At 36.9% G+C, this 25,765-nt stretch carries 27 protein-coding genes, 1 tRNA gene and 1 pseudogene; 16 read left to right on the top strand and 13 right to left on the bottom strand.

Going from position 1 to position 25,765, the window contains the following annotated elements:
- Positions 1-73: 73 nt before the first annotated feature.
- Together BBI00_RS20185 and BBI00_RS20195 are read left to right on the top strand one after the other, a co-directional pair.
- On the top strand, positions 74-391 hold the full coding sequence (locus tag BBI00_RS20185) for a hypothetical protein (protein WP_123902325.1): 318 nt from the start codon (positions 74-76) through the stop codon (positions 389-391).
- Between the two features lie 697 nt (positions 392-1,088).
- Positions 1,089-1,616, top strand: coding sequence for a hypothetical protein (locus tag BBI00_RS20195; RefSeq protein ID WP_065400642.1), 528 nt, complete (start codon positions 1,089-1,091; stop codon positions 1,614-1,616).
- A 291-nt stretch (positions 1,617-1,907) separates the two neighbouring features.
- Here BBI00_RS20195 and BBI00_RS20200 read toward each other — a convergent pair.
- Positions 1,908-2,081, bottom strand: a pseudogene (locus BBI00_RS20200) (XRE family transcriptional regulator); the annotation flags it as partial.
- Positions 2,082-2,177: 96 nt separating this feature from the next.
- Here BBI00_RS20200 and BBI00_RS20205 point away from each other — a divergent pair.
- The 8 genes from BBI00_RS20205 (at position 2,178) to BBI00_RS20240 (ending at position 8,500) form a co-directional block, all read left to right on the top strand.
- Positions 2,178-2,570 (top strand): hypothetical protein, encoded by a 393-nt coding sequence (locus BBI00_RS20205; protein ID WP_065400643.1) that lies wholly within the window; start codon positions 2,178-2,180, stop codon positions 2,568-2,570.
- Between the two features lie 13 nt (positions 2,571-2,583).
- Positions 2,584-3,042, top strand: coding sequence for an SGNH/GDSL hydrolase family protein (locus BBI00_RS20210; protein ID WP_065400644.1), 459 nt, complete (start codon positions 2,584-2,586; stop codon positions 3,040-3,042).
- Positions 2,949-3,437: a hypothetical protein gene (locus BBI00_RS20215; RefSeq protein WP_123902326.1), complete on the top strand. Its 489-nt coding sequence runs from the start codon at positions 2,949-2,951 to the stop codon at positions 3,435-3,437. Before BBI00_RS20210 ends, BBI00_RS20215 begins: the two co-directional genes overlap by 94 nt.
- A 10-nt stretch (positions 3,438-3,447) precedes the next feature.
- Complete coding sequence (locus BBI00_RS20220; RefSeq protein ID WP_065400646.1) at positions 3,448-3,837, top strand: hypothetical protein; 390 nt, start codon at positions 3,448-3,450, stop codon at positions 3,835-3,837.
- A 563-nt stretch (positions 3,838-4,400) separates the two neighbouring features.
- Entirely contained in the window at positions 4,401-5,165 is a 765-nt protein-coding gene (gene map / locus BBI00_RS20225) for a type I methionyl aminopeptidase (RefSeq protein WP_065400647.1), read from the top strand.
- A 114-nt stretch (positions 5,166-5,279) separates the two neighbouring features.
- On the top strand, positions 5,280-5,852 hold the full coding sequence (locus tag BBI00_RS20230; RefSeq protein WP_065400648.1) for a hypothetical protein: 573 nt from the start codon (positions 5,280-5,282) through the stop codon (positions 5,850-5,852).
- A 99-nt stretch (positions 5,853-5,951) separates the two neighbouring features.
- On the top strand, positions 5,952-7,484 hold the full coding sequence (locus BBI00_RS20235; RefSeq protein WP_083988609.1) for a M20/M25/M40 family metallo-hydrolase: 1,533 nt from the start codon (positions 5,952-5,954) through the stop codon (positions 7,482-7,484).
- A gap of 320 nt (positions 7,485-7,804) precedes the next feature.
- Entirely contained in the window at positions 7,805-8,500 is a 696-nt protein-coding gene (locus BBI00_RS20240; RefSeq protein ID WP_065400649.1) for a hypothetical protein, read from the top strand.
- Positions 8,501-8,697: 197 nt separating this feature from the next.
- Here BBI00_RS20240 and BBI00_RS20245 read toward each other — a convergent pair whose 3' ends face one another.
- Both BBI00_RS20245 and BBI00_RS20250 read right to left on the bottom strand, forming a co-directional pair.
- Positions 8,698-9,528 carry a DUF2490 domain-containing protein gene (locus BBI00_RS20245; protein ID WP_165602569.1) on the bottom strand — a complete coding sequence of 277 codons (831 nt, stop codon included), beginning with the start codon at positions 9,526-9,528 and terminating at the stop codon, positions 8,698-8,700.
- A 387-nt stretch (positions 9,529-9,915) separates the two neighbouring features.
- Positions 9,916-10,326, bottom strand: coding sequence for a hypothetical protein (locus BBI00_RS20250; RefSeq protein WP_065400651.1), 411 nt, complete (start codon positions 10,324-10,326; stop codon positions 9,916-9,918).
- 273 nt (positions 10,327-10,599) lie between these two features.
- Here BBI00_RS20250 and BBI00_RS23795 point away from each other — a divergent pair, with 273 nt between their 5' ends.
- Both BBI00_RS23795 and BBI00_RS20260 read left to right on the top strand, forming a co-directional pair.
- Entirely contained in the window at positions 10,600-10,788 is a 189-nt protein-coding gene (locus BBI00_RS23795) for a bacteriocin-like protein (protein WP_065400652.1), read from the top strand.
- A 79-nt stretch (positions 10,789-10,867) separates the two neighbouring features.
- Positions 10,868-11,686, top strand: coding sequence for a GLPGLI family protein (locus BBI00_RS20260; RefSeq protein ID WP_228394803.1), 819 nt, complete (start codon positions 10,868-10,870; stop codon positions 11,684-11,686).
- A 48-nt stretch (positions 11,687-11,734) separates the two neighbouring features.
- Here BBI00_RS20260 and BBI00_RS20265 read toward each other — a convergent pair.
- Together BBI00_RS20265 and BBI00_RS20270 are read right to left on the bottom strand one after the other, a co-directional pair.
- A tRNA-Ser gene (locus BBI00_RS20265) sits at positions 11,735-11,821 on the bottom strand.
- Between the two features lie 54 nt (positions 11,822-11,875).
- The gene (locus BBI00_RS20270; RefSeq protein ID WP_065400653.1) at positions 11,876-12,892 is read right to left on the bottom strand and encodes an asparaginase; all 1,017 of its coding nucleotides are present in this window, start codon (positions 12,890-12,892) and stop codon (positions 11,876-11,878) included.
- A gap of 160 nt (positions 12,893-13,052) precedes the next feature.
- Here BBI00_RS20270 and BBI00_RS20275 point away from each other — a divergent pair, with 160 nt between their 5' ends.
- A complete protein-coding gene (locus BBI00_RS20275) occupies positions 13,053-13,733 on the top strand; it encodes a TrmH family RNA methyltransferase (protein ID WP_065400654.1) in 681 nt (226 codons plus the stop codon).
- 105 nt (positions 13,734-13,838) lie between these two features.
- Here BBI00_RS20275 and BBI00_RS20280 read toward each other — a convergent pair whose 3' ends face one another.
- From BBI00_RS20280 to tsaD, 3 genes are read right to left on the bottom strand one after another with little or no spacing between them, the layout of a single operon-like run.
- Positions 13,839-14,534, bottom strand: coding sequence for an RsmE family RNA methyltransferase (locus tag BBI00_RS20280; RefSeq protein ID WP_065400655.1), 696 nt, complete (start codon positions 14,532-14,534; stop codon positions 13,839-13,841).
- A gap of 46 nt (positions 14,535-14,580) precedes the next feature.
- Entirely contained in the window at positions 14,581-14,991 is a 411-nt protein-coding gene (locus tag BBI00_RS20285) for a hypothetical protein (RefSeq protein WP_065400656.1), read from the bottom strand.
- The gene (gene tsaD, locus BBI00_RS20290) at positions 14,988-16,004 is read right to left on the bottom strand and encodes a tRNA (adenosine(37)-N6)-threonylcarbamoyltransferase complex transferase subunit TsaD (protein WP_065400657.1); all 1,017 of its coding nucleotides are present in this window, start codon (positions 16,002-16,004) and stop codon (positions 14,988-14,990) included. Before tsaD ends, BBI00_RS20285 begins: the two co-directional genes overlap by 4 nt.
- Positions 16,005-16,008: 4 nt before the next feature.
- On the opposite strand from tsaD, the gene BBI00_RS20295 reads away from it, so the two are divergent.
- From BBI00_RS20295 to BBI00_RS20305, 3 genes are all read left to right on the top strand, one after another.
- Positions 16,009-20,805: a translocation/assembly module TamB domain-containing protein gene (locus BBI00_RS20295; RefSeq protein WP_065400658.1), complete on the top strand. Its 4,797-nt coding sequence runs from the start codon at positions 16,009-16,011 to the stop codon at positions 20,803-20,805.
- Between the two features lie 134 nt (positions 20,806-20,939).
- Positions 20,940-21,410: an Lrp/AsnC family transcriptional regulator gene (locus tag BBI00_RS20300; protein ID WP_065400659.1), complete on the top strand. Its 471-nt coding sequence runs from the start codon at positions 20,940-20,942 to the stop codon at positions 21,408-21,410.
- A gap of 69 nt (positions 21,411-21,479) precedes the next feature.
- Entirely contained in the window at positions 21,480-21,857 is a 378-nt protein-coding gene (locus tag BBI00_RS20305) for a hypothetical protein (protein WP_065400660.1), read from the top strand.
- Between the two features lie 4 nt (positions 21,858-21,861).
- On the opposite strand, the gene gwsS is transcribed toward BBI00_RS20305, so the two are convergent.
- The 5 genes from gwsS to BBI00_RS20330 form a co-directional block, all read right to left on the bottom strand.
- On the bottom strand, positions 21,862-22,956 hold the full coding sequence (gwsS, locus tag BBI00_RS20310) for a grasp-with-spasm system SPASM domain peptide maturase (RefSeq protein ID WP_065400661.1): 1,095 nt from the start codon (positions 22,954-22,956) through the stop codon (positions 21,862-21,864).
- A 38-nt stretch (positions 22,957-22,994) separates the two neighbouring features.
- Complete coding sequence (locus BBI00_RS20315; protein ID WP_065400662.1) at positions 22,995-23,177, bottom strand: hypothetical protein; 183 nt, start codon at positions 23,175-23,177, stop codon at positions 22,995-22,997.
- Positions 23,174-24,076, bottom strand: coding sequence for a grasp-with-spasm system ATP-grasp peptide maturase (gene gwsG, locus BBI00_RS20320; protein WP_065400663.1), 903 nt, complete (start codon positions 24,074-24,076; stop codon positions 23,174-23,176). The genes BBI00_RS20315 and gwsG overlap by 4 nt, the downstream gene beginning before the upstream one ends.
- Entirely contained in the window at positions 24,073-24,978 is a 906-nt protein-coding gene (locus BBI00_RS20325) for a hypothetical protein (protein WP_065400664.1), read from the bottom strand. Before BBI00_RS20325 ends, gwsG begins: the two co-directional genes overlap by 4 nt.
- A 109-nt stretch (positions 24,979-25,087) precedes the next feature.
- Entirely contained in the window at positions 25,088-25,282 is a 195-nt protein-coding gene (locus tag BBI00_RS20330) for a TIGR04139 family peptide modification target (RefSeq protein ID WP_065400665.1), read from the bottom strand.
- Between the last annotated feature and the right edge of the window lie 483 nt (positions 25,283-25,765).

The raw sequence follows: 25,765 nt of genomic DNA on the forward strand, positions 1-25,765 counted from the left end.
CCAACGGGGATTTACATCCATTGAGGGAGACGTTTGAAGGGTCTTCTCGATTAATTTCTTATGGTTTAAACAAATGGAACGCACCTTCAAACATATCAAAAAGCCGTATTATTGCAGAAACGATAAGTACAAGACTGCCTGCTTCCGCTCAAGCGTTAGGGAAATTTTCAACAGCTTTAAAATGGGGGGGAGAATTGTTGGTGGAATTGGAATTGCTAACTCTATATACCAAGGTATAGAGGGGAATATTTCTCCAACTCGTACAGCTGTAGATATTGTAATGGGAGCAGTAGGTTTTATGGGATCTTGGGAAGCAGCAGCATCACTAGTGTATTTTGGTGGGATGGCAATTTATGAGACGAATTTTAATGATGGCAAAGCAGCATTTTAACATGATTAGATTTATAAGATTACTTTTTTATCATATATATTTATACTTTTATAAAGTAGATGATGGAAATAAAGCACTTGCTAAGTTTACAACATGGTTAATTTTCACATTACTTTTTGGAGTAATTATATACTCTATGTATGTTTTTATTAGGTTACATAGTGATAACGCTGTTGTTCATACATTTTATATATATTATATTTTAGTATTTATAATTATTGGATTTTTTGTTGGAAGAAATATCTATATAATTGGTTTCGAAAGTCTTGACTCCTTTAGAAACTACAACATAAAATACTATTTTTATTTTTTTCTAATTGTGGGATTTACATTTGCAGTAGCATTTTATTCAACGAACGTTAATCAAAAGCGAATTTTCGAGAAGAAAAAAATAGAAAATCATGGCAAAGCAGGATAGCCCCGCCCCCGCACAATTGCATCGTGTGGTGAAGTAATAATAACTGTAAAAAAATAGTGTATTTTCAAAAATCGAAACAAAATTAAAATAATATTTGCGAGAAAGAGTCCGTACAATACTGGGCTCTTTTCTTTAAATCAAGCCTAATTTTATCCCTGTAATGCAGAACAGAAAATGCATATGAGCAGCAAGCTTATAAAGAAACCATAGGTTCCTGATAATTCAGCGCTCATGCCTGGATTTATAACAGCTCCCTATGGTTCACAAAAATTTTAAATTATGAGTATCACAAAAATTTATTATTACTTTTTTTATAAAATATATAAGTCGGTTCAATATACATCTAAACCATTTGGTGACTTTTTGCTTAACTTTCGAGCCGGTATAATAATGATTGCTTTACAAATCTTTGCTTTAGCATCCTTAGGCATTTATTATTCCATAATAATACAAGAAAAGATGGAATTATCCATTTTTATGCCTGTTATATATGTACCATTAATAATAATTATTGCTTTTAATTATTATTCTTTAGATTATCTAGATATATGGAAAGAATATAATAAAGAGTTTGATAACTTACCAAGGAAAAAGAACGTTCTTGGAAGTTGGATCGTCTTTGGAATAGTTTTAATAATTATTGGAAATTTTATTTTTTCATTTTATTGTTTAGACAAGCAAGCAAGGAAGAATCAGGTTGGTCCATATGCACCGGAAATTGTAGCCAAAGAAAAAAGGGAAGATTCTTTACAAAAAGCTAAACAAATAGAAAACCTTAAAAAAATATATGGTGAAGATAAAAAATAGTATAATTTTCAGCTAGTACCTCAAGTATAGCAAACAAATTAGAGGATTGAGTTCAATACTCTAATTTTATAATTTTTATCTCTGATATTCCTGAGATTAGACAATCTTATTACAATCCATTTAAAATAGATAGCGCCCCCGCTCCCGCACGATTATATAGTGTGGTGGATAACATAAAAACCCCTGCAAAATGCAGGGGTTTTGTATTAACATATATTTTCAAAAATAAGCCGTCTCAGTTGTGAGACGGCTTATTTTTAATTTCATTGGGTGTTTATATCTCAAAAGTTTTTACTTATCAAGCAGCTTTTCCAGTCTGCTCATCATTTCATCCTTTTCTTTCAGCATACGTTCATACAAAGCGATTTTTTCTTCGTGAAGTTGAACAATTTTATCAATAGGATTAATATTTTGGACTTCAATTCTATTATTAAACATTGCATTATCTGAAAATGTGTAGGAAATCCCCCGCTCCCGCTCCCTTGATGGCTTTCAATGTAGTTATTTGGAAGATGGGGGGAATTTACCTGCGATGCAGAAAATGCATATGAGCAGCTTATAATGGAAGGCTCTGTCTTTCCATCTACTCCAGAATGGAAATTAGATTTTGTAGCCACTGAAGCTGGAGTTTACAGTTTCACAGAAAACCGTTATATTTACCAATATAAAGATCACCTGGGTAATATTAGAGTAAGTTTTGCCAAAAACAGTGCAGGAACTCCTGAGATTACAGATACAAACAACTATTATCCATTTGGTTTAAATCACATTTCTGGACAATTTAGTACTGCTAATTTTGGAAGTTATTATAGTTATAAATACAATACTAAGGAACTTCAGGAAACAGGAATGTTTGATTACGGCTGGAGGCAGTATATGCCGGATCTTGGAAGATGGAATGGACCAATTATCAGAAGCATATACTTCTACGAGTCCTTTTGCTTATGTCGCTAATAATCCTGTTTCTATGAGGGACCCTGATGGTAGATGGATGGATGCAAATGGTCATATTGATACTTCAGGAAACTCTAATCCTTTTAGAGATATGGCTCAGTCTCGAATACTAATGAATGAATTTCTAGGACGACATTCAGGAGAAGGCGGAGGTTATCTTGCTTTTGGGGAGACTCAGGCATATACAGACTTAATGACTGCTTTTTTTAATGGAGGAAAAGGAGGAATTACCAATAAGGGTGGAGCTTTAAGATGGTGGACAGATTATGATGATCCCGATCCTAATGTGAAAGGAGTAGGTATTTTAGGCATCCTTAAATTTAAATCATCTTATGAATATGATTCTGATATGCATAAAATTTCCCAAGACCTTAGAACATGGGGGGGTATGCTTTTTCTGCCAATAAGTTTGCATTTCAACCTGCTGCTGATAGAGCTGTTTTATATGGAGCTTATTCTACCACTAATTTAGTCTTTGAAAAAGCGTTACCAAAAATATTGGGTTCCAGAAAAATATATGTCCCAATAATGGAAGTAAGTGTTAAGAATGCACAAAGGTTAGCCGCTGGAACGAAGTACGCAGGAAGAGTTTTAGGTGGCGCAGGTATAGCTTTGGGTATTTATGATATGTCCAAAAATGGTGTAAATATGTCAAATTCATTAGATACAGTAATGTCTGTACTAGCTGTTTCACCAACAGGCTGGGGACAAGCTATAGCAGGAAGTTATTTTCTAGCCAACGGAATTACAACATTGGTAACAGGAAAAGATATAGGTCAACATATCGAGGGAGCGGTGAATAAATACTATAACAATGGCGTGAGAGCAGAAGAACAAAGAAAATTTAATACAGCCATGGGCTATTAAAAATTTATATATGATACTCATTGATTATTTATATTATCAATTTACAAATTTCTATTATCAATTTGAGAAAGATGGTACACATAGGGGATCGGGAATTATTTTGACAGGTGCTTTGTTATGTTGGAATTTAGTGTTTTTTATTATTATATCTGATAAATATTTTAATACTAATTTAGGACCTTCAAACAAATATGTATTGATAATTTATTGTTTACCAATTATTTTATTTTTAGGATTAAGATATTCGAAGTTTACTTCTTATGAAGAAATTAATGAAAAAGTTCAAAAATTTAGTAAAACAAAAAAAACAATTGCTGATATTTTATTAATTATTTATGTTATTATTTCACTTCCTGTATTTATTATTTTTGGTATTTATCTTGGATCGTTAAAAAACTAAATTTTAAAATTCCCCGCTCCCGCACGATTGTATCGTGTGGTGGATAACATAAAAACCCTTGCCAAATGCAGGGGTTTTGTATTAACAATAATTTTTCAATAAATAGTTTTGAAAATATAAAATGAATAACTGATTAAGCAGTATTCTTCGTAAGCGTCTTCAGCCGCTCAGTAATTAGCTATGACCATTTTATAAACTGTCTCAAGCCACTTAGAATAGGGCTGCAAACACTATGGTAAATCTCTCCAGCCACTTGATCAAGTGGCTGGAGCCTCTTCAGAACAGCCTCCAGCTACTTCATTAACGGTCTCCAGACCGTTCTACAAGTCCCTGTACCCACTTATCAAAGTGGCTGGAGACCGTTAATGAACACCCTCCAGCCCGTCATATAACAGGGCATACCACTTTATCCAAGGGGGTAGAGGGGGTTGGTGAAGGGGGTAGAATGATATAAAGAACCTGGTAATCTCATTTTCAATACATGAATGTTAGTAATTAAAACAAATCGTATCAGAATATTTTAATTTCCTAACTTTGTAATGATCAACAATAATCAAACAAACATGTCAATAACTACCGAAGATCAGATGACCGGAATGCAGAAAGTAAGTGAAGCCGTTGCCTACACCCTGAAGGCCATGACTGAGTATGCAAAGCCGGGGATGACAACCAAAGAGCTGGATGAATATGGCGCGAAGATTCTTTCAGACTTTGGGGCGAAGTCTGCACCCTATCTGACGTATGGTTTTCCGGGCTGGACGTGCATCAGTGTGGATAACGAGTTTTGCCACGGGATCCCTACTGATCAAAGGGTTTTAAAAGAAGGAGATCTGATCAATATTGATGTTTCTGCAGAGCTTCATGGTTATTGGGCGGATAATGGAGGCTCGTTTATCATTGGAAAAGATATTCACGGGCATCAGAAGCTGGTAAATGCCTCCAAAGAGATCTTGCAGAAAGCAATCGATCATATAAAAGGTGGCGTAAAAATAGCAGATATCGGATTTTTAATGGAAACCGAAGCCAAAAAGAGAGGGTTGAAAGTAATCAAGAACCTTTGCGGTCATGGTGTAGGAAGAAGCCTGCATGAGGAACCGGATGAACTGCTCAATTATAAAAATCGTTTCGATACGAGACGTTTTAAGAAAAACTCGGTAGTGGCTATTGAAACTTTTATTGCAACAGATTCCAGTCTTGCTGTAGAAATTGAAGACGGCTGGACGATGGTAGGAAACAAAGGCGGATATATGGCACAGCATGAGCATACGATCGTTGTTACCGATGGGAAACCCATCATTTTAACCCGGATGAATGAAATATTGAACTGACAGATTTTTCAAATATAAAATCACAAACCTTTCTGAATTCAGGAAGGTTTTTTTATACACTGCATTTGCTGCAGCAGCTACAAAAAATTATATTTGTTATATATCCTGTAACCTATGAAAAGAATCCTCCGCCTTGTTTGTATACTCAGTCTTACGGTCAGTCTTATTTCATGTACCTCTTATATAAAACCAATTCATACCGATCCGATGCCTGATTCTGAAAACATAACAAAGAAGTTGTCTTTTCGGGATGGCAGCCTGAACTTCAGTTTTTATGGAGATTATATCTTTGATAAAACGGATGAGAGATTGATCTTTTTTACCAACAAAGAGATTGGAGGAATTCTTCAACATATAAAAGGCAAGCCGTCTTCACAAATCTTATTTACCTACACTCCAGCAAGTATTTACAACAATATGCTTGCATTCTACTATGCAGGAAAAACGCTGGATGAAATAAAAAAAGATTTCACCACCCAACATCCCGAAAAAGAAATGCCGGGTGGCCTGCTGTATCGCTGTCAGTACAATGGTCATGATATCATTGAAGTGTATAAACAGACCGAAGGAGGAGTGGTGAGATGGATTGCCATTAATGATCCCGGAAAGCAAAATACGGATAAGTTTAAGCTTGAAAATGATAAACTGTTTTTTGAACTTAATGCTCACCTGTGGACCGGGCTGTAATTTTTTAACCCCAGCAGTAAATACCTGGATTTAAATGCGGTTATCGGATATTTGTTTTCTATATTTGTGATGCACCAGTTCCACACAAAAACTATTGATATGAAAAAATTTCTTTTAGCCGTTTTAGGTGTTCTCATTATTATTGCTGCTATAGTTTTAATAAAAACATATACTTATCCTTTCAAGAAAAATACAATTGTATCAGGAGAAGGGTGGAAACCTGTAAAAAACGACTCTGCAATTATACGGCTGTCAGGGGGGATCAAAATACCCACCGTTTCCACAGGGAACCTCGGAACGTTCAATTATGCTCCGTTCGATCAGTTTAAAACGTATTTAAAAACCTCTTATCCTTTGGTATATCAGCATACGGAAAATGTTGAGGTCAATCAGTATGGATTGGTATTCAGGTTAAAAGGAAGCAACCCTGCCCTTGAACCTGTTTTATTCCTTTCCCATATGGATGTGGTGCCTCCCGGGGATGCAGACATCAAAAATAATGAAGACAATATTTTCCGTCCCGATGATCAACCTTTGGAACCTGTTGCAAAAGTTGCTGAAGACTGGGATTTTGCACCTTTTTCAGGAGCTGTAGCCAATGGAAGGATCTATGGCAGAGGTGCAATAGATATGAAAGGAATGCTTTTCTCCCTGTTGGAAGCAATGAACAGTATGATTAAAAACAAACAGACGCCCCAGAGAGATATTTATCTGGCTTTCGGTTTTGATGAAGAAGTAGGCGGCCAGAAAGGAGCCATTCAGATTGCAGATTACTTTAAGAAAAAAGGATTAAAATTCGATGCGGTATATGATGAAGGCGGGCTGATCATGCGAAAAGGAAATGTGGCAGGAATAGATTCCGATGTGGCTGTTGTAGGATGTGCCGAAAAAGGATTTCTTTCTGCTAAAATAAAAGTAAAAGGATTGGGCGGGCATTCTTCTATGCCTCCGATGGAAAGTGCTGTCGGGAAAGCTGCAGTCATTATGCAGCGTCTGGAAGACCATCAGATGAAACCGGTCATCACACCGCTGATCAAAGAATTCTTTAATAACATCGGGGGCGAAATGCCATTTACCACAAGGCTTGCATTGGCGAATCAATGGCTGTTAAAACCTGTTTTGATGTCACAGCTCACCAAAAACAATACAACCAATGCTTTGGTACGTACCACCACAGCACTCACGATGATGAAAGGAAGTGACGGAACCAATGTGCTGTCACCTGAAGTGGAATTTGTAGTCAATTTCAGACTTCTTCCCGGAAATACGGTAAAAGATGTCCGTGAGCATATTGCCAAAGCAACCGAAGGTTTCGACGTTGAGGTCGAAGAAATCGATAATACCAGAGAAGCCTCTGCAATTTCTCCCACCAATACGAAAGCCTTTAAATTAATAGAAGCCGGCGTCAAAGAAATTCATCCCGGAGCCATTGTTACACCATACCTTACCATGGCAGGAACCGATGCAGGGAAATATGAAATCGTCAGCAAAAATGTGTACCGTTTCATGCCTATTAAAATCAACAGTGCAGAACAGCAAAGCATCCACAGTACCAATGAATATCTCAGTATAGAAAACTACCTTAAGATGATTCATTACTTCGAATACCTGATGAAGAATTATGATAAGTAATTCGGTGTAACACTATTTGAAATGGTGAATGATAATTGTTTTTTTTTGAATGATATATTTATCTTAAACGCAAAGTTCGGAGAGTTTTCTATGGTATCTTATTGTTTTTTTCGATCGCAAAGGCGTTTCACTCAGCAATGAAAGTATGTTCCTGCTAAATGAAATGCTTTTGCGAACAAATAAACTATGCATATTAGTAAACTTTGCGAACTCTGCGTTTATAATTATTAACTATTGATATTTTTTTATTACAAAAAATATAACACGTCAAGTTTTGTCGCATTACGGATATAGCTTTGTCATATCAAAATTACAGAGCTATGGAATTGCCATTTTACTTAAACTTTAAAGACTTTGAAAGCCATTATTACGATAATCTTGAAAAATGGTTTGAAGAATATCATAATACAAGCGAGATCGATTATCTGAAAGCTCTTGCCGCTTTGTACAGCCCTTATCTCTACTATAACTTTGCAGAAGATAAGCTGCAGGCAGATGCTTTTATTGAAGTGAAAGACTGTTTTTTCCCTTATCATGAAAGAATTGGAATCTCTTTCTGTAATCATTGTGAAAAAGACGCTACGTCCAAAAAAGGACTGAATCATGTATTTGAGTTTAAAAACATCTCAATGATGGAGTATGCCCAGCATATTCTGGATAAAATCAATAAATACTGTTCCAAGAATACTGCTGCTTTGGAAGGCGATAAAAATATCCTGGATTACGTTAATGATTATGATATTGTTACTTCAGTAGACGGGGTAGGATACTGTATCAGCTATAACCGCCATCAGAAGGTATTGCCGTTTCTGAAAGCTTATCTGCCGTATTACGGTCAGATGGTCAATATGATGGTCTACAGGGATTTTATTTTTTCTCTTACAGATATCGCAGCATTTATTGACCAGAAGCTGAAGACAGTAAAAGCTTTTGAACATTCTATCTACAGCCGTTCAAAAGCAGATGCCAGATTCAGGGTCCATATGAGCCGCGAGTTTCTGACACTGTGCAACTAGCATCTTACACCATACACCATACATTCATACTAATTATATTGCGGAAAACTTATGTTTTTCAAACTAAAATCCCGGTCAGTAATGGCCGGGATTTTTTTGATGCCCGAAAACTGAGTTGAATGAGCTGTGCAATCAGTATGATCAGATACTATTAAAATGAGTGTCGTCAATAGCCTCCAGCTTCCATTCTTCGCACTTTAGTCAGGATAACCCTGGCCGGTTGTTGTTTTCTTTTTATAAGGAATATTCCAGATCAGGTCTGCAGCCAGATAATGTACACCTCCATGATGGATACTCCTGCTGCCTCTGATCAGATCATCCATATAGCCGATATCTACCGTAAAAGGAGAGTTGGGAATGGTAAACATATAATAAGCAGCAATACGCATTTCACGATATCCGAAATTTTCCCATTCCGGAGCAGGTTCATTAAGGTGGCTGATAGAAAATAAAGCTTCGGCACTTATCGCCAGTTTCTGATTGTTTTTAGGCGATAAGTTATAGGTTAATTGGCTTTTTATGCGGGTTCGTAACTGGAAATCCTCTTCCACTTTATGGAAGTCAGCATCAAAAAACTTTCTGAATTCCTGTCGTACCGTATTTTTCAGTTTCAATTTTTCTCCAAGGTCAAAAGTATAGGCATATCTCCCATAGATTCTGAATTCCTGCTCAGTGTTTTCTTTGTCGTAGGGCGCTTCGTTTTCATATTGAGGCTGTCGGCGGTAGCTGATGGCATAACTATATTGCTGATGAGGTGCAAATGAATGGTAAACCTCATGATTCAGTACAAAAATAGCCTGTCTGGAAAATAAAGCATTATTGTCCGGGCTGCTTTTACGTCCTATGGCAATATAGCTCAGAGCCTGCTTCTTTCCTAATGAATCCAGTTGACGTTTTACTCCAAATGCTGACCAGAAAGCGGTGTTGGCATCTCCCAATCCGGGCGGGCTGATCTGTGCCTGTACAAGTGTTCCTGCACACATCAATAAAAATAATCCTGTAAAAAAATTCTTTATACTCAATATCATGGATAGCTTCTTTGCGGTTAACTGTAAATATCTGCGAAGCCAAAAGACGGGTAGGGATGGCATCAATGCGCAGAGGGAATACTTTGTCGTTGCAAATTTAGAAGCGTTGTGGAGTTGCATGTTTATTTAAAATCTTTTAATGCTGTTTAAAAACAAGACAAAATAAATACCTGATTTAGGATAGATTTAGGAATGAACGAATATCCATGAGGCAATACTAGAAACATAGAGGGATTGTGGATAACTTGTTGGTAATTTGTGGAAAAGTAAATAATTTGTATTTTAATATGTTGATTATTAATTGTTTGAATAGTGGTTGTGAAAAAGAAATTGCCGCAATAGTAAATACTGCGACAATCCTGGGATATAGACTGATTTTTGAGAGATTTATCCTGCTTTGCACATGGCATCCCATGTTGTCCAGAAATGGGCATTAATGGCTCCGATAGGAGGATTTGTGCTATCTGCAACAATACCTACCATTGAGGCACAGTTGGAGTTGCAGCCTATTTCATAGTGGCTTCCCTGCTGAGGTGGGATCTGTCTCCAGGTACCCGTTGAGCCACTTAATAATTCCACTTTAATGTTAAAGATTCCCGAAAGACCGGGAGTCTGGATTTGTTTGGTAGGATCTTCACTGGAGATGGTATCGCTCCAGTTTCCCTGTGAAAAGGTTACCTTCCATGTAGAGATCATTCTGGCTGTATCATTCTGAGGAGAAAGATATACCCAGAACTGTGCTCCGTTTCCAAGTTGTACCTGTCCGGATGAATTTACGTTTACATTGGTTGATGTCATATGAAGATGTTTTTGTGGTTATTGTATAGCCCAAAGTAACGGAGAACCTGGGCTTTTTTTTATAGTAGAAACCACGGATTATAGATTCAGGTAGAAATACCTATGGCAGGAATAAAAAGTAAAAATGGTTTTAATTAGTAATTTATACAGTAAAAACATTATTTCATCCTGCTTGTATTCTATATAATGGAAAAGTTTTAGCAATTACATATTCCTATGATGGTGAATAGATATTTTTGTATACATTTATCTCGATAACTTTAAAACACTTGTATGAAAAATTTAAAAAGAATCAGCCGAGAAGACCTAAAAAGTTTGAAAGGAGGTAAGCCGGGTGGATCATATGGAGATGTGTGTTCATTAGGAGGCAATGATATTTGTGCACAGTATGGTTTAGAATGTGGATTATATTTCGGCCATGACAATGCAATTGGCACTTGGTATGCGTTACGATGCATATAATTTGCTGCTAAAAAATAGAAGTTTCTTCAAATGGGTATATGAAGGAGCTTTTTCTGTATCTTCATTCAAAATAAAAGCTATGGCTAAAAAATATACTCTATTTTTTCTTCTTTTGTATATATCTTTTTTTGTCGCACAAAATTTAACAGTCTCTTATGAGCTCAATTTCAAACCTTCAGTTGTACGAAAGGATTCCGCCAGGTCCAAACTGTATTTTTTGGATATTCTGAATACAGAATCTGTTTTTCGGGAGGCTATGCGCAGGGAATCTGATTCATTGATGTATTATGGCAATGGTTTTGGATTGGGGTATCCGGCCAACATAAATGAACAGCTGTATATCAAAAAAGATTTAAATCAACTTTTGGTTTTTAAATATCTGGTGTCACCGATAAGTCGGGATATATTCTATGTTAAAATAAATGAGCCGTTGAATTGGAAGCTTTCTGAAGAAAACAAAACGATCGGAAATATAAAATGTCAGAAAGCGGAAGTTGATTATGGCGGGAGAGTCTGGATCGCCTGGTTTGCCAAAGAAATTCCTTTTCAGGAAGGTCCTTATATATTCAATGGACTTCCAGGGCTTATTGTGGAAATCTATGATGATCATAAAGATTACTTATTCAAATTGATCAAAATAAAAAAAAATAAGCATAAAAATCTTTTTGTAATGAAAGGAGGGAAAGAAGTCAGTTGGGAAGAACTTGCAAAATTTCAACAGGATTATTACACCGATCCTTATTCTTTTACAAAATCCCAAAGCATTAAGGTCATGACTGATGACGGTAATGGAGGTCTTAAAAAAGTCGATCTTAGGGAAACAGCCGTTTCACTCCGGAATAACCTAAAAGAGTATAATAACGTCATAGAGTTAAATAGAAAAATAGATTATAAGTAAGTAAAAAAACAAGCCTGTGCTCATTGAGCACAGGCTTCAGTTTTCTTGCAGAAAGGAAGGGATTCGAACCCTCGATACAGTTACCCGTATACTACCTTTCCAGGGTAGCTCCTTCAACCACTCGGACACCTTTCTTTTTGAGATTGCAAAAATAATGTATTTTCCCGAATATCCAAATAAATATTGAAATTAATCTGTAATTTCTCCGCAAAGACTTCTCGTGAAGTTATCGGCAAAGCTTCCAGGGTAACTCGGATTGTCAATAAGGTGCATTGCTTTGGTGATCGCTGTTTCTGCAGTCATATCTCTTCCGCTGATGGCACCGATTCTTGAGAAAATATTACTGTTCTCATACTTTCCGAAAGAGATACCTCCTGATATACACTGGCTTACGACTACGATCTCCGTTCCGTTATTTCTGATTTCCTGAAGCGTTTCCTGCGTCTTTTCACTGCTGAAAATAGTTCCCGAACCGAAAACCTGAAGAATAAGAACCTTCATTTTAGGAATTTCTTTGAAATGGCTCAGATGCATTCCCGGGAAAATTCTCCAGAACAGAATATCTTCCGAAATATGTTCGTCAACATGAAATTCTACTTCCGGATCACAACGGAACAGATTATCCTTAAGAATATTCAAATGAACACCGGATTGCCCCAATATCGGATAATTCGGACTTGAATACGCATCAAAGTATTCTGCAGAATATTTCAACGTTCTGTTTCCTCTTAATAATTTATACTCAAAGTAAATGGCAACTTCCTGGATTACCGCTTCATCATTTTCATACAGGCTGGCATAATAAAGGCTGGTCAGAAGATTTTCTTTAGCATCTGTTCTTAAATCTCCGATCGGAAGCTGGGATCCCGTCATGATCACCGGTTTTCTTAATCCTTTCAGCATGAAACTTAATGCAGAAGCGGTATACGACATAGTATCCGTTCCGTGAAGAATCAGGAATCCGTCGTAGTCTTCGTAATTTTTCTGAATATAATTCGCAATGATTCTCCATTCCTCAGGCCCCATATCCGAAGAGTCCAGTGGTTTGGCAAAAGGATGAACGAAGACTTCACATTCCATCAGTTTCATTTCAGGCATCTTTTCAAAGATATTACCAAAATCAAAGGCACGGAGACTTCCGGTTTCATAATCTTTTTCCATCCCGATGGTTCCACCGGTATAGATGAGCAGGACTTTTCGCTTCATGTATTATTTTTAATTAAGAATTGGAGCCCAATTAGGGTTCATAGGCCAAAATTACGTTAATTTGCAAAGATTTGAAAATGAATAAACGCTTATGCTGAAATTTTATGAAAATAAGGTTGTTATAGCAGGCGTGAGATCCGGTTATTGAAAAAAATAAGAAATGCAGACGAAAGACTTAGCTCAGACTTATGAGTATTTAAAACAGTTTTTAACAGAAGAAAGATTGTCGAAAATTGAACATTTCTCGCAGGAAAGTTCAGATTTTGTGCTTCCGGTTGTAGAAGATATCTATCAGTTTAGAAATGCAGCGGCTATTGTACGTTCTGTAGAGGCCTGTGGTTTTCATAAAGTAGTGGCCCTGCAGGAAGAATATAGCTTTGAACCTAATCTCAGGGTAACAAAAGGGGCTGATACCTGGGTAGAGGTTGAAAAACTTCCGCGGAATATGGAATCTTTTCAGAATATTAAAGACAGGGGTTATAAAATAGTGGTGGTTTCATTGGAAAATAATGCTAAAATGTTACCTGAATATGAAATTACAGAACCTATTGCCCTAGTTTTCGGAACGGAGATGGAAGGGGTTTCCCAGGAAATTCTTGATTTTGCAGATGAAACACTGGCTATTCCGATGTATGGTTTCACTAGAAGTTTTAATGTTTCCGTTGCTGCTTCAATTTGTATGTATGAATTGAAACAGAAACTGATAAAATCTGGTATTGATTATAAATTAGATGAAGAAAAGCTATTGAGAATGAAAATCCTCTGGAGCGTCAATTCAATAAGAAGCGGTCAGCAGATTTTTGAAAAATATTTGAAAGATCATCATATAGACTGGAAATAATTATCCGGGAAATAACAGAAGACGCCGTTTCAAAATCGATTTTAAAACGGCGTCTTCTTATTTTATCAATAGTTTAGCATAAAGGACAACAGTCTCTCACGCTGATTATATCATATGGTAATAATTCCAGGCAGCTACAAACAAACCTGCGGTTTCAGTTCTTAACCTCTGGCTCCCGAGAGAAACAGCTTTGACCTTATGATCTGCAAGAAATACAATTTCCTTTTCCGAAAAATCACCTTCAGGACCAATTAAGAATGTTATCTGTTCCATTGCAGGAATGTCCTTAAGATCTGTTCTTTCAAGATTTTCGTTACAATGGGCCACGAATGTGCGCTCCGGATCAATATTCTTAAGAAAATCGTTGAGTTTCACCATATCATGGATGACAGGAAAATGAAATCTGAGACTTTGCTTTGAAGCAGCAACAGCCTGTTTTCTGATCTTATCAATATTGATGTTCTTACGTTCCGTTTTTTCCGTGGCAATGATACTGATCTCCGAGATGCCCATTTCTACTGCTTTTTCCACAAAGAATTCAATCCTGTCTATATTCTTGGTGGGGGCAATGGCAATATGCAGTTTCGTGCTGAATCCCGGTAGGTTTTCTCTGATCTCTGTAACTTCAATCCCTGCTTTTTTACCTTCTATACTGAGTTTTCCGGAAGCAAGGTTTCCCTTTCCATCCGTCACATGAATTTCCTCACCATTTTTCATACGGAGAACCTTTACAATGTGCTGCTGTTCTTCGTCGTTGATTATTACTCCGTTTCCGTTGATTTCTCCGTAAAAAAGTTTCATATTTAAATATTTAGAATCTGCCTGAATTGTATGTTATAAATGATGATTAAAAGTAAACTTCATTCTCGCTTAAAAACGCCACACCGGTTTTTATTGTAGTATAAATATCACCTTCACAATCTCTGTACGAACAAGCATAAATTTCTTCAATCCACTTATTATTCATGAAAATTAAATTCAAATATTCGTTTTTCCTTAAATTGTTTCTGATGGATAAATAATCACCTTCTTTGGGCTCGTAAGCAAAACTGAATACGTTTTCTGAATTGATTTTCTCAATAATTTCTTCCTTTATATTTTGAATATATCCAATTTCAGAACTTATCATTAGAAAATCATCCTCTTCAGATTGTTCTGTTACTTCATTTTTTCCAGTAACGGTTTCTAAAATCCAATAATATTTTGAATTTTTCTTAGAGTGTGTACCTAATATTTTTTCTTCCAGGAGTATTTTCATAAATCGTATTTTGCAGTGGCAGTAGTTCTCAGGTCAGTAAATTCTCCTCTCTCAAACTTCAGTTGTGCTACCATGGCGATCATAGCAGCATTATCCGTAGTATATTCAAATTTGGGGATATACATATTCCATCCTAATTTTTCTTTGTTGTCCTCCATCGCTTTTCTTAAAGCTGAATTGGCAGAAACACCACCGGCAATGGCGACCTCTTTAATATTTAAATCTTTGGCCGCTTTTTCCAGTTTTTTCATCAGAATTTCAATGATGGTTTTCTGTACAGAAGCACAAAGGTCGTTCAGGTTTTCTTTAATGAAATCCGGATTCTTTCTGACTTCCTTCTGGATGAAATACAATACGGAAGTTTTGATACCGCTGAAAGAGTAGTCGTAGTTTTCCAGTTTCGGTTTATTGAATTGAAAAGCATCGGGATTTCCTTCTTTTGCCAGCCTGTCGATGATAGGTCCGGCAGGATAGTCAAGGTCAAAGATTTTTCCGATTTTATCAAAAGCTTCACCTGCGGCATCATCAATGGTTTTCCCGATAATTTCCATATCAAAGTAGTCCTTTACAAGTACAATCATCGTATGCCCTCCGCTTACGGTAAGACACAGAAAAGGGAAAGCAGGCGGCACAGGATTTGCATCTTCGATGAAATGGGCCAGAATGTGGGCTTGAAGGTGATTCACTTCAATCAAAGGGACATTAAGACTCATAGCCAGAGATTTAGCAAATGATGTACCTACAAGAAGTGAACCTAAAAGTCCGGGTCCGCGTGTAAATCCTATAGCTGAAATTGCATTTTGTTGTATATTTGCTTTAGAAAAAGATTTTTCAACAACAGGGATGATATTTTGCTGATGGGCTCGTGAAGCCAGTTCAGGAACCACACCACCATATTCTTTGTGGATGGCCTGGTTTGCGGCAATGTTCGAAAGAATAGAATTTCCCTTGATGATAGCTGCTGAGGTGTCGTCGCAGGACGATTCAATACCTAAAATTATAGAGTCGCTCATAATAATGGCAAAGTTAGAGAATAATAACGAGAATGAGAATAAAAAATCAGTAGCTGAAAACCTAGGGGATCAGGTACAGAAGACTGTTGAAAATGTAGAGGGGAAAGTGCGGGAAACAGTAAAAGAGGCGTCTGAACTGGCCTCAGATGCTATCAATCATCCTATAGAAACAGCTGAAGAATTCGGAAAGCAGGCGGTAAAGGATGTGACCAGTTATACCTGGTGGGCAAAGCTTCTTCTGATTCTCTTCTGGATCGGGCTTTTTCTGATAGGAAGTATTATGGTGATCATTAATCTTCCGGTGACCAAGCAATGGGCGGCAGATCAGGCACTGCAGATCGTTAACCAGGATTTTAAAGCAGGATTTTCCACCGAAAGTGTAGACGTTAATTATTTCGGTGATGTAACGATAAAAGGCTTAAAAGTAAAAGATTATAAAGGCCTTGATTTTATTACAGCCCGTGAATTCCGTGCGGACTCAGACTGGATCTCTCTTGCTGTAAATGCTATTTCCGGAAAAAGTAATTCCTTAAGTTTCAATTCTCTCACCCTCGTTAATGCCGATGTAAAAGTCATTACCTATAAAGGCGACAGTATTGCCAATTTTGTGAGATTTACAGAACTCTTCGACAACGGGAAAAAAAGAGACCCGAATAAACCTCCTTTTCAGCTGAATTCAAGAATTCAGATCATCGACTCAAAAGTATCTATCGTTAATGAAAACTCCCCCGGAGATCAGGGAAAATGGCTTACTGCAACACAATTTAATCTTAAAGCTCCGAATGTAAAAGTAAACGGACCGAATGTTTCGGCGCTGATCAATAATATGTCTTTTGTGACAAAGAGATGGGGAAAATCTCACATTGTAGATACTTTTTCCACAGAATTGTCTCTGACGAAACAGTTTTTATCTTTAAAAGACCTTACTTTAAATACAGATCATACCTTATTACAGGGGGATATTAAATTTAACCTTCATGATGGTTCCTGGGCAGATTTTGCAGATAGGGTTCGCTGGGATATGAATATCAACCAGGGAAGCCAGATGAGCGGTTATGACATCAGTTATTTTGTAACGAACTGGGATAATATCAAGCCGTTCAACCTTGCAGGAAAAATGACCGGGCCTTTAAATAAATTCCATCTTGAAAACTTCCTTATCAGAAACCCTGATGTAAATATTGCCACCAAGACCATGAAGGTAGATAATCTGCTGAAAGGACATTTTTCGATTGAAACGAAAGACCTTTCTACGGACTTTACCTATAAGGATCTAAAAGCCATGATGCCTTCTTTCATTTCCAGTAAGATGAAGAATTTTGCAGATGATTTCGGGAAATTGAAATATAACGGGACAGCAAAGGTAAATCCTGATCAGATCTATGTGGAAAACGGGAATCTGATGACAGGTATAGGGCAGGCAAAGATTTCCAGACTTACATTGACGGGGTACAGCACAGCCATGCCTAAATATTCAGGATACCTCGATGTAAAAGACCTTAATACTTCTGTGATTACAAAAAATAAAACAGTAGGCTTAATTTCAGGTAAATTTGATCTTAACGGACAGAGTTTTGATGTCAATACCATGCGTCTGACTACCAAATCCCAGGTTGCCAGCATTGAAATTATGGATAAGGTGATCAATAACCTTTATCTGGACGGATTACTGGATCATAAAAAATATAACGGGCTCATCACTGTAAATGATGAACAGGCAAAAGCTACGATTAAAGGATTGATAGATTTCAGTACTTCTAAAGTGGCTATGGATGTGAATGCGGACGTCAGTTATCTGAACATGAATTATTTCACCAATAAACCGGGCAATCAGATTGTAAGCGGTCAGGTTGACGGGAAGATGTCCATGTCATCCATTAACGATCTTACGCTGGATGTGAATGCCAATAATCTTCATTTTGCTACGGCAACTCAGAAATATGATATTCCCAATGCGAAGCTGAGGACATTCATTGAAGCCGGAGGACGTGTCATAGATGTTGATGCACCGGGAGCCGCTACCGGGAAAATTTCCGGAAAATATAATCTTGCAGACCTTGCAGGAATGGTACAAAATGGTGTAGGCAAAATATTGGTGGGGCCACCGCCGAGAAAATTATATCGCGGACAGAATTTTGCGCTGAACTTCGATGTCCGCCAGGGACTGGTCAACTATTTCTTACCGGACCTGAAGTTGCCTAACGGAGCTCTTGTAGAAGGAGAATATGACGGGAACTCCAATAACCTGATCCTGAACCTTGATGCCACTTCTTTGAAGTATATTATGACGAAGGAAGAGGAAATTACAGATGCGGACAAGGCTTTGGCTGCTTCCAATCCCGAATATAAAATCAATGACCGTAAAAACCTGAACAGGGACAGCGCCATGGTAGACAGTGTGAAGGTAAGGATCAATACGGCGAATCTCGATCAGCAGCTGTATGCAAGAATCAACAGGATTGAGTACAACAAAAATATCATCAAGGATTTTGAACTGAAAGGGAATAATGAAAACGGAAATACACTCCATCTTGCGACTGTATTTAAGCATGGGAGCCCTGATGATGAGATCAATGAAAAGCTTAAGGAATATGCCATCAATGTAGATCAGTCTACTGATGCTGCAGGAGATTATGTCTTCAGGTTTGAACCCACAGAAGTGAAGTTCAATGAAGTTACCTGGGCAATAGATACAAGCCCTGAACTCAATCATTCTATTACCTATAGAAGGCAAACCGGCGATTTTGATATCAGGAACCTGAGGGTTTATTCTGATAAAAGTGCCCTATTTATCAAAGAAGCACAGTTTAAATCAGCCAAAGATTTTTATGTAGATGCTGATATCAATGATTTTTCAATAGAAAAACTTCTGGAAATGCAATCCGGAGGTAACAGCATGGATATAAAAGGACTTGCCAACGGAACTGTAAAGATCAAAATGGATAAAAGCACTTTACAGCCACTGGTGGATCTTTCGATTGATGATATTAAGATGAATGGTAACGATATGGGGGATATTTCCATTTCGGCTACCAACGGATTCTCTCTGAATGTCTATGATATTGATGTGAAAGTACATTCGGCAGGTGCTCTTGGAAACAACAGTTTGAATTTAACGGGTACTGTTAACAATAACACTGCTTCACCGGACATTGACCTTACTGCTGAAATGCGTGATTTTGATCTGGCATTCACCCAGCAGTTTGTGCAGTCTGTCTTTGGAAATCTGAGAGGAAAGGCCACCGGAGATCTAAAAATCAATGGTAAGCTTAAGAATCTTGATTACAGCGGTGATATTGCTTTAAAAGATTTTGGATTAAAACTTCTCTTTACAGGGGTAGATTACTCATTTGATGATACTGTAATCCAGTTGACCAAAGGTCTTGCTATCCTCAACAATATTGAAGTGCACGATGGAAGATCGAACTCCAAAGGAAATGTTTCCGGGGCGATTCAGTTTGAAACGCTTTCTTCCATGGGGGTATCTCTGGTAATGAGAGCAGATAACCTATTGATGCTGAATACCACACAGAAAGACTATGATCTCTTCTGGGGGCGTGTCTACGGACAGGGAGATCTGTATGTGGACGGACCTGTTTCGGGGCTGAGTATTACAACACCTAATATGAAAGCTCTGAATGGAAGTACCTTTACTTTCAATTCAAGTTCCACCTCGAATGTGGAAGAATTTAAAATGCTGAGGTTCCTGAAAGAAGGAAAAGACGGTCTGGTGACGCTCGAGGACAAGAAAAAGACAGGAGCCAATATGAACGTCGACTTCAGTCTGAGTGTTGATAAAGGAACCACTGTAAATGTACTGGTAGGAGATGATGTCGGAAATATTACGGTGAAAGGTTCTGCAGATCCTTTGAAATTCCACATGAACAGACAGGGAAACATTGCGATGAGTGGAACATATAAGGTGGATAACGGAACATTCGTTTCCAAAGCAATTCTTAACAAAACGTTCCAGATAGAAAGAAACAGTAGTATCCGGTGGGATGGAGATGCCATGAAACCTTCCCTGGATATCAATGCCAATTATGTAAGAATGGTTTCCAATGTTGGGGAATATCTGAGTCTGAGTAAACTTCAGCCTATCAGTATCTTGCTGCAGGCGCACATTTCCCAGTCGTTGGTAGATCCTAAGATAGACCTTAATGTAACAGCGCTGGATGTGTCCAGCCAGGTAAGGGAAACGCTTGCCGCCAAAATGAGCCAGGAAGGGGAAAAAGTACTTCAGTTCGGTTCCGTCCTGTTGCTGAGTACCTTTAATGTATCCAATACGGGAGGTGTAGATGTGAATGTAGGAAATGTAGCGGAATCTTCCGGATATAATATGCTTCTGAAACAGCTGGGATCAGTACTTAATACAATGAGTAATGAGTTCCAGATTGACCTTAACTATGTAAAAGGGGACCAGAATGCCAGCATAGGAGACAGGGCCAATGCCGGAGTAAGTGTTGCCCTTTCACCGAGAGTCAATATCAAGACCGGTCTGGGAATTCCGTTGTCGAAGACAGAAGGGGCCCAAAACAACTATCTTTCTGGTGAAGGCTCTATTGAATATGATCTCTCTAAAAAGAATGACGGTACGCTTGTCATCCGGGGTTATTCAAAGCCTACCAATATCGGTATGGGGCTGGCCAGTACCAATGGTTCTGCTAATCAGGCCTATGGGGTAGGGGCCGTATGGAGTAAAAGCTTCAATTCTTTGTTTAAAAAGAAGAAAAAAGATAAAAAACCTTCGGAAGCAAAAGGTGAAATAAAAACAGATTCTATAAAATCAAAAGGCAAATAATTAGAATATTTTAATGATTTTTATCATCTGTGTTAATTATTGTTAATATTTGATATATATTTTTTAGTTAAATTATTTTTCGTAAATTTGCAAAAAATACATAGATTTTTTAAAGAAATTGTAATTTAACTAATATGAACTATCAACTGGACGAAATAGACAAGAAGATTCTTGATTTCTTAGTAGAAAACACAAGAATGCCTTTTACTGAAATTGCAAAGCAGATGGATGTTTCTGCTGGAACAATTCACGTAAGAGTGAAAAAGATGGAAGATGCAGGTATTATTTTGGGATCATCTCTTAACATCGATTATGGCAAGCTGGATTACCACTTTACAGCTTTCATAGGAATCCTTTTGACAAAATCAAACCGTACTCAGGAAGTACTGAAAGAATTGTCAACTATTCCTAACGTAATTGAAGCTAGCGTTATTTCCGGAAAATATAATATTTTCTGTAAAGTAAGAGCGAAGAATACAGATGATGCTAAAAGAATCATTTATCAGATCGACGACATTCAGGATGTTATGAGAACTGAGAGTATGATTTCTATGGAAGAATTCCTGAGTGATAAAAATAGACTGATCAACGCGATCTCTATTTAATTCAAATTTTAAACGAATAATTATAAAAGAACTTATGAAATCTCTCATAAGTTCTTTATTTTTGCAGGTATGGAAGAATACAGTTATTTTGACGAGGATCCGAAGAAAGGATGGGGATTTGTACTGGCATTTGCAGCCTTGATGTTATTTACCATAATGGGACTGGGAATTGATGTGGATGAGTATCTGCAGCATGAATATCTTGATATTCCCAGATGGTATTTTTACATCATCTTTTCCATTGATGCCCTGATGATGATAGGTCTTGTGCTGATGTTGTTCTATAAAAAAATCGGGATCTTTATGTTTCCGGTACTTTTGGTATTGCATTTCTTTATGCACAATTATTACCTGTCTACATTCCTGTATACGGATGTTACCAATCTTTTCCTGTTCACAGGTTTCGGGATGCTGGCGATCATTCCGAAATGGAAGTTTTTCAGATAGGAATTTACCCTACACCGGTTCTTTTGAGCTCCTGCAGATGATAAAAATGGATTGTTTTCTGTTTTAAAGGATTTTCAGCCCAGTTCTGCCATTCGCAGGTATAAGGATTGTAGCCGCATTTTAAAGGTTTTGAAGTATCAAGTCCTGCTTTATTGAAGCTGTTCTTTTCCGTATAAGCCCTGCAGTCGGTACAGATATACCGGAATTCACAGTCTTTGCATCCCTCAATCTGGTCTTTGGTAAGGTTCCAGTATTTTTTGAAACTATCATGGTTTAAGACCAGCTCAAGACTGTCATTTTGGATATTTCCAAAGCTTTCGGTCATCAGAGGACAGTTTTTAATATTACCGTTCTTATCAATACCCATCTTTTTATACAGGCAGGAATTGTGATTGATGGCTTCCAATACTTTGGGAATATTAGTATTGAAATATTTCATGTCCACTTTTCCACAGGCAGATATTTTGAGCTCTTCTTCCACAAACTGTACTGTAAATCTGTATTCATCTTTAGCTTTGAAAGGAGGCTGCGTACAATTGTAGAAGACCATGCTGTAAATTCGTTCTGTCTCCTGCTGGAGAACCTGTATAAAAGACCGGTCAATCTCCTGATGAAACGGAGAAAAGATTTCTATCCCGGATAATACTGAGTTGGTAAAAGCGCTGTCAATTTCTATAAAATCCTTTAATGGTAAGGCCTTCGAACTGTAGATAACAAGATGCCTGATTTCCAGGTTTTCTGCTGATGATTTTATTTTTTTAATGACCTCCATATCTTCCATTTCTATAAATAGATTCGTTATGGCAACAGGTTCATGGTAATCATAGTAAAAAGGAGGGAAGTTCCTGTCCCAATCATTCTCTGTGATAAATCCATACTCTTTTTCCAGCAGAAGATTAATGTATTCATGAACAACCGGTCTGGATGTTCTATCATAATCTTTAAGGACGTCTTCAACGGAATGATCCTTCATCTCCTGTATGATCTGATACAATTCCAGAGGATATAGTTCGGAGGTATTTCTCTGCAGGTCTGAAATGAGGATTCTGCCGGCTCCTTTTGTGATGAGAATATTGCTGAATAGATTGAAATAGTTCATGAATTAATATAGATTATGTGGGGATGAGTTAAGAGATTTCATACTAATCTTGTCAGAAATTTGTAAGGATTAAGTTTTGAATAGGAATCTGTCTTGTATTTTTCGCAAGGGACCGTGATGCTGAAATGTTTTTTCTCACGGCTTTTACTTTTCACAACGTCAATATATTTAAAGGTGAGGGGCAGTTTATGCTTTTCCCTGTGAGTAAAATCTTTTTTCATAAATATTCTGCTATTTCTTTTTCCAGTAAATAATTACACAGGACTGACATTCCCAGAAACTGACCTACAGGATTAACTTCTAAAAAATAATATTTACTGCCACTCTTAATGAAATCCAGGGAACCTGAATTGAGGTCTAAAGACTGCATGAGCAGATGTATTTTTTGCTCAATATTTTTGGGGAGACGATAAGGCACTTTTCTATTGGGCTTTTTATCATTGTACTTTCTGAAATCAACTTTAGTCTGATCATCATTTTGTGAAAAAATAGCCATGGACCAGATTTTGCCATTGAGATAAAAGCTTCTTATTTCATAATCTTTTTCGATTTTTTCCTGAAAAAAGGTGATGAAAAAACTTTCATCTTCATTTTCCTGAATAACCGTTGTATACATCATTCCGCTGGAATCTTTGAGTATGTCTTCCATTCGGGGATTTCCGCCTATGGTTTTGATGATTGTTTTATTTAAAATAACATCATCTGTGGTGTCCGCCAGAAAATAGGACGGAATATCCAAACCTGTCTTTTGTGCCTCTTCAAGTACAAGTAGCTTATTAATATCACTATTACTTTGCTTGTTGATATGTTTTTTTGATTCTAAAACCTTCATTATATAATCTTCAAGCCAGTGCTGATATTCATTCATATTCAGGTTAATGGCCTCATTTTTATAAAGCAGACGGTTAAACTTCAGACCACCTCTTCTATACCATATGCTGGTAATTTCATCAATAAAAAAACTGTTTCTCAGGCTTTCTATATAAATCCGTTTTTCTCTGATCTTAATATCAAAAATTTCATCTTCATGCACCCGGATAAAGCTTTTTCCTAGTTTTAGCAGCCATTTAATGACTTCTGTAGTGGTTATTTCGTTATTGTTAGAAATGATAAGTATCAATTTTTCTTTTTTATTTTTTTGAAGAAATCTTTAGTGATCCATTGAGCATGCTTCAAGCTTGGCAGTCCTATACTTTTGCGGTTGCGGTTCACTGTTGCCGAGTCTTTTATATTTTCATATCCCTGGTATACTCCATAGGTGTAAGGCCGTTTATGATGAGAATCATTTCTGTCTATCATTGCAGCGTAGTCTCTGGGAGGGCAATCACCGGATTTTACGTACTCTAATATCTTGGTTTTAAAATATTGTTGATATTCATCATAATCAGCCATATGAAGCAACACTGGCCCTGAGGGCATCATCAAATCCCCATTCCATAAACCTATCTTTTGTAAACTCGGGAATCCATAATTTTCAAACATCCATTTCAGAAGTTCAGCATTCTTTTTATCATTTTTTATGACTTCCGGGTAATTTCCTTCTTTGCGGCTGCTTTGATCACGTTGAAATGCAACACTAAAGGAATCGATCAGTTTTTGGTTAAGCCCTTTTTTCCATTCTTCAACCTTCACTTCCATTTCCTGTCTGTCTATACCATATTTTTTATAGAGTTGTATGAAGCTGGTATCTTCTTTTTTATACTTCCAGTTAGGGGCAATTAAAGGGATAAGCCTGTAAAGACTTTTCTTTCCACCGAAGTTTTTATGATGCTGATCAGCAAGTCTTATATAATTTTCATATTCATTGATCCGGTCCTGGTTTTTGGGAGGGTATTGTCTGAATATCTTTTTGTACCGTTTGATGATAGCTGCTGTATCCTTTTGAAAACGGAATATACTGTCTGTTTCATTGATTTTATTGTAATAGGTTATATAATTTAAATTTCTGCTCTTACAGGCGGTAAGAATAAAAAATACAGCTATTAAAATATAAGAAGCATAGTTCCACATATCTTTTTTCATAAACTCTTCAGGGAATAATCAGTTTTAATTTTTGCAGGTTCCTGTAATAAGGATACCACAATCGATAATAAGAAGAAATAGAGGGATGAACCCTCTATCTGTATTACTGTTAATGAATATTAGTATCTATTTTTAAAGTACTGATACGCACGCCATCTTTCCATGTCTCTTTATCATAGCACGTAGAACCACAATCCGTTTCTATGTATTTATAACCATCGCCACCTAAAATTGACTTTAAGTCTTTTCTCTGTAATTTTTTGTTTTCTGAAGAGAAACTCTTCATTCCATTTAATTTTTTCATTTTTGATATTTTTTTAATTTAATAAATAACTGGTGTCATATAATCCCTGACATTGGGTGCAAATACTCCTCCTATTTATCCTGCACTGTACACATACAGACTAAAATGAAGAATGTATTCATCAACGTTGATGGGATAAAACTATAAATATTTAGTTCCCGAAACAGTGATAAAATTGTTTTTTATATGTAAATTTTTTGCAGTATTTTCAAGAAAGTTTCATCAGAAAAGTTGTACAAACTCGCAGTAGTGCGGTGAGAAAATATTATTGAAAAAGCAAAGATATTTTTAATAGTATAAAAAAGAGATATTAACCGGAAAAAAAAGAATGTCAAATCAACACAATACAGCAGTAAAAATTTCCTTTTTGTACAAATGTCCTTCCCGGATTTGATGTGTATCGGCCTATGATGAAGTTCTGAAACCATACTTTAATTTGTACAAAAAAAATGCAAATAACTACGGGTGAAAATCAAGAGTTCC

Origin of the sequence: Chryseobacterium arthrosphaerae (assembly GCF_001684965.1) — a bacterium.
Lineage (GTDB): Bacteria > Bacteroidota > Bacteroidia > Flavobacteriales > Weeksellaceae > Chryseobacterium > Chryseobacterium arthrosphaerae.

What these genes read in the sequence shown, in the direction of transcription:
- BBI00_RS20250 (WP_065400651.1), bottom strand. Translation starts at nt 10,326, where the DNA reads ATGACATCAACCAATGTAAACGTAAATTCATCCGGACAGGTACAACTT.
- tsaD (WP_065400657.1), bottom strand. Translation starts at nt 16,004, where the DNA reads ATGAGCGACTCTATAATTTTAGGTATTGAATCGTCCTGCGACGACACC.
- BBI00_RS20235 (WP_083988609.1), top strand. Translation starts at nt 5,952, where the DNA reads ATGAAAAAATTTCTTTTAGCCGTTTTAGGTGTTCTCATTATTATTGCT.
- BBI00_RS20220 (WP_065400646.1), top strand. Translation starts at nt 3,448, where the DNA reads ATGATACTCATTGATTATTTATATTATCAATTTACAAATTTCTATTAT.
- BBI00_RS20330 (WP_065400665.1), bottom strand. Translation starts at nt 25,282, where the DNA reads ATGAAAAAATTAAATGGAATGAAGAGTTTCTCTTCAGAAAACAAAAAA.
- BBI00_RS20195 (WP_065400642.1), top strand. Translation starts at nt 1,089, where the DNA reads ATGAGTATCACAAAAATTTATTATTACTTTTTTTATAAAATATATAAG.
- map (WP_065400647.1), top strand. Translation starts at nt 4,401, where the DNA reads ATGTCAATAACTACCGAAGATCAGATGACCGGAATGCAGAAAGTAAGT.
- BBI00_RS20205 (WP_065400643.1), top strand. Translation starts at nt 2,178, where the DNA reads ATGGAAGGCTCTGTCTTTCCATCTACTCCAGAATGGAAATTAGATTTT.
- BBI00_RS20305 (WP_065400660.1), top strand. Translation starts at nt 21,480, where the DNA reads ATGGAAGAATACAGTTATTTTGACGAGGATCCGAAGAAAGGATGGGGA.
- BBI00_RS20185 (WP_123902325.1), top strand. Translation starts at nt 74, where the DNA reads ATGGAACGCACCTTCAAACATATCAAAAAGCCGTATTATTGCAGAAAC.
- BBI00_RS20295 (WP_065400658.1), top strand. Translation starts at nt 16,009, where the DNA reads ATGGCAAAGTTAGAGAATAATAACGAGAATGAGAATAAAAAATCAGTA.
- gwsS (WP_065400661.1), bottom strand. Translation starts at nt 22,956, where the DNA reads ATGAACTATTTCAATCTATTCAGCAATATTCTCATCACAAAAGGAGCC.
- BBI00_RS23795 (WP_065400652.1), top strand. Translation starts at nt 10,600, where the DNA reads ATGAAAAATTTAAAAAGAATCAGCCGAGAAGACCTAAAAAGTTTGAAA.
- BBI00_RS20210 (WP_065400644.1), top strand. Translation starts at nt 2,584, where the DNA reads ATGAGGGACCCTGATGGTAGATGGATGGATGCAAATGGTCATATTGAT.
- BBI00_RS20325 (WP_065400664.1), bottom strand. Translation starts at nt 24,978, where the DNA reads ATGAAAAAAGATATGTGGAACTATGCTTCTTATATTTTAATAGCTGTA.
- BBI00_RS20245 (WP_165602569.1), bottom strand. Translation starts at nt 9,528, where the DNA reads ATGATATTGAGTATAAAGAATTTTTTTACAGGATTATTTTTATTGATG.
- BBI00_RS20230 (WP_065400648.1), top strand. Translation starts at nt 5,280, where the DNA reads ATGAAAAGAATCCTCCGCCTTGTTTGTATACTCAGTCTTACGGTCAGT.
- BBI00_RS20275 (WP_065400654.1), top strand. Translation starts at nt 13,053, where the DNA reads ATGCAGACGAAAGACTTAGCTCAGACTTATGAGTATTTAAAACAGTTT.
- BBI00_RS20280 (WP_065400655.1), bottom strand. Translation starts at nt 14,534, where the DNA reads ATGAAACTTTTTTACGGAGAAATCAACGGAAACGGAGTAATAATCAAC.
- BBI00_RS20300 (WP_065400659.1), top strand. Translation starts at nt 20,940, where the DNA reads ATGAACTATCAACTGGACGAAATAGACAAGAAGATTCTTGATTTCTTA.
- BBI00_RS20240 (WP_065400649.1), top strand. Translation starts at nt 7,805, where the DNA reads ATGGAATTGCCATTTTACTTAAACTTTAAAGACTTTGAAAGCCATTAT.
- BBI00_RS20260 (WP_228394803.1), top strand. Translation starts at nt 10,868, where the DNA reads ATGGCTAAAAAATATACTCTATTTTTTCTTCTTTTGTATATATCTTTT.
- BBI00_RS20285 (WP_065400656.1), bottom strand. Translation starts at nt 14,991, where the DNA reads ATGAAAATACTCCTGGAAGAAAAAATATTAGGTACACACTCTAAGAAA.
- BBI00_RS20215 (WP_123902326.1), top strand. Translation starts at nt 2,949, where the DNA reads ATGGGGGGGTATGCTTTTTCTGCCAATAAGTTTGCATTTCAACCTGCT.
- BBI00_RS20270 (WP_065400653.1), bottom strand. Translation starts at nt 12,892, where the DNA reads ATGAAGCGAAAAGTCCTGCTCATCTATACCGGTGGAACCATCGGGATG.
- BBI00_RS20315 (WP_065400662.1), bottom strand. Translation starts at nt 23,177, where the DNA reads ATGAAAAAAGATTTTACTCACAGGGAAAAGCATAAACTGCCCCTCACC.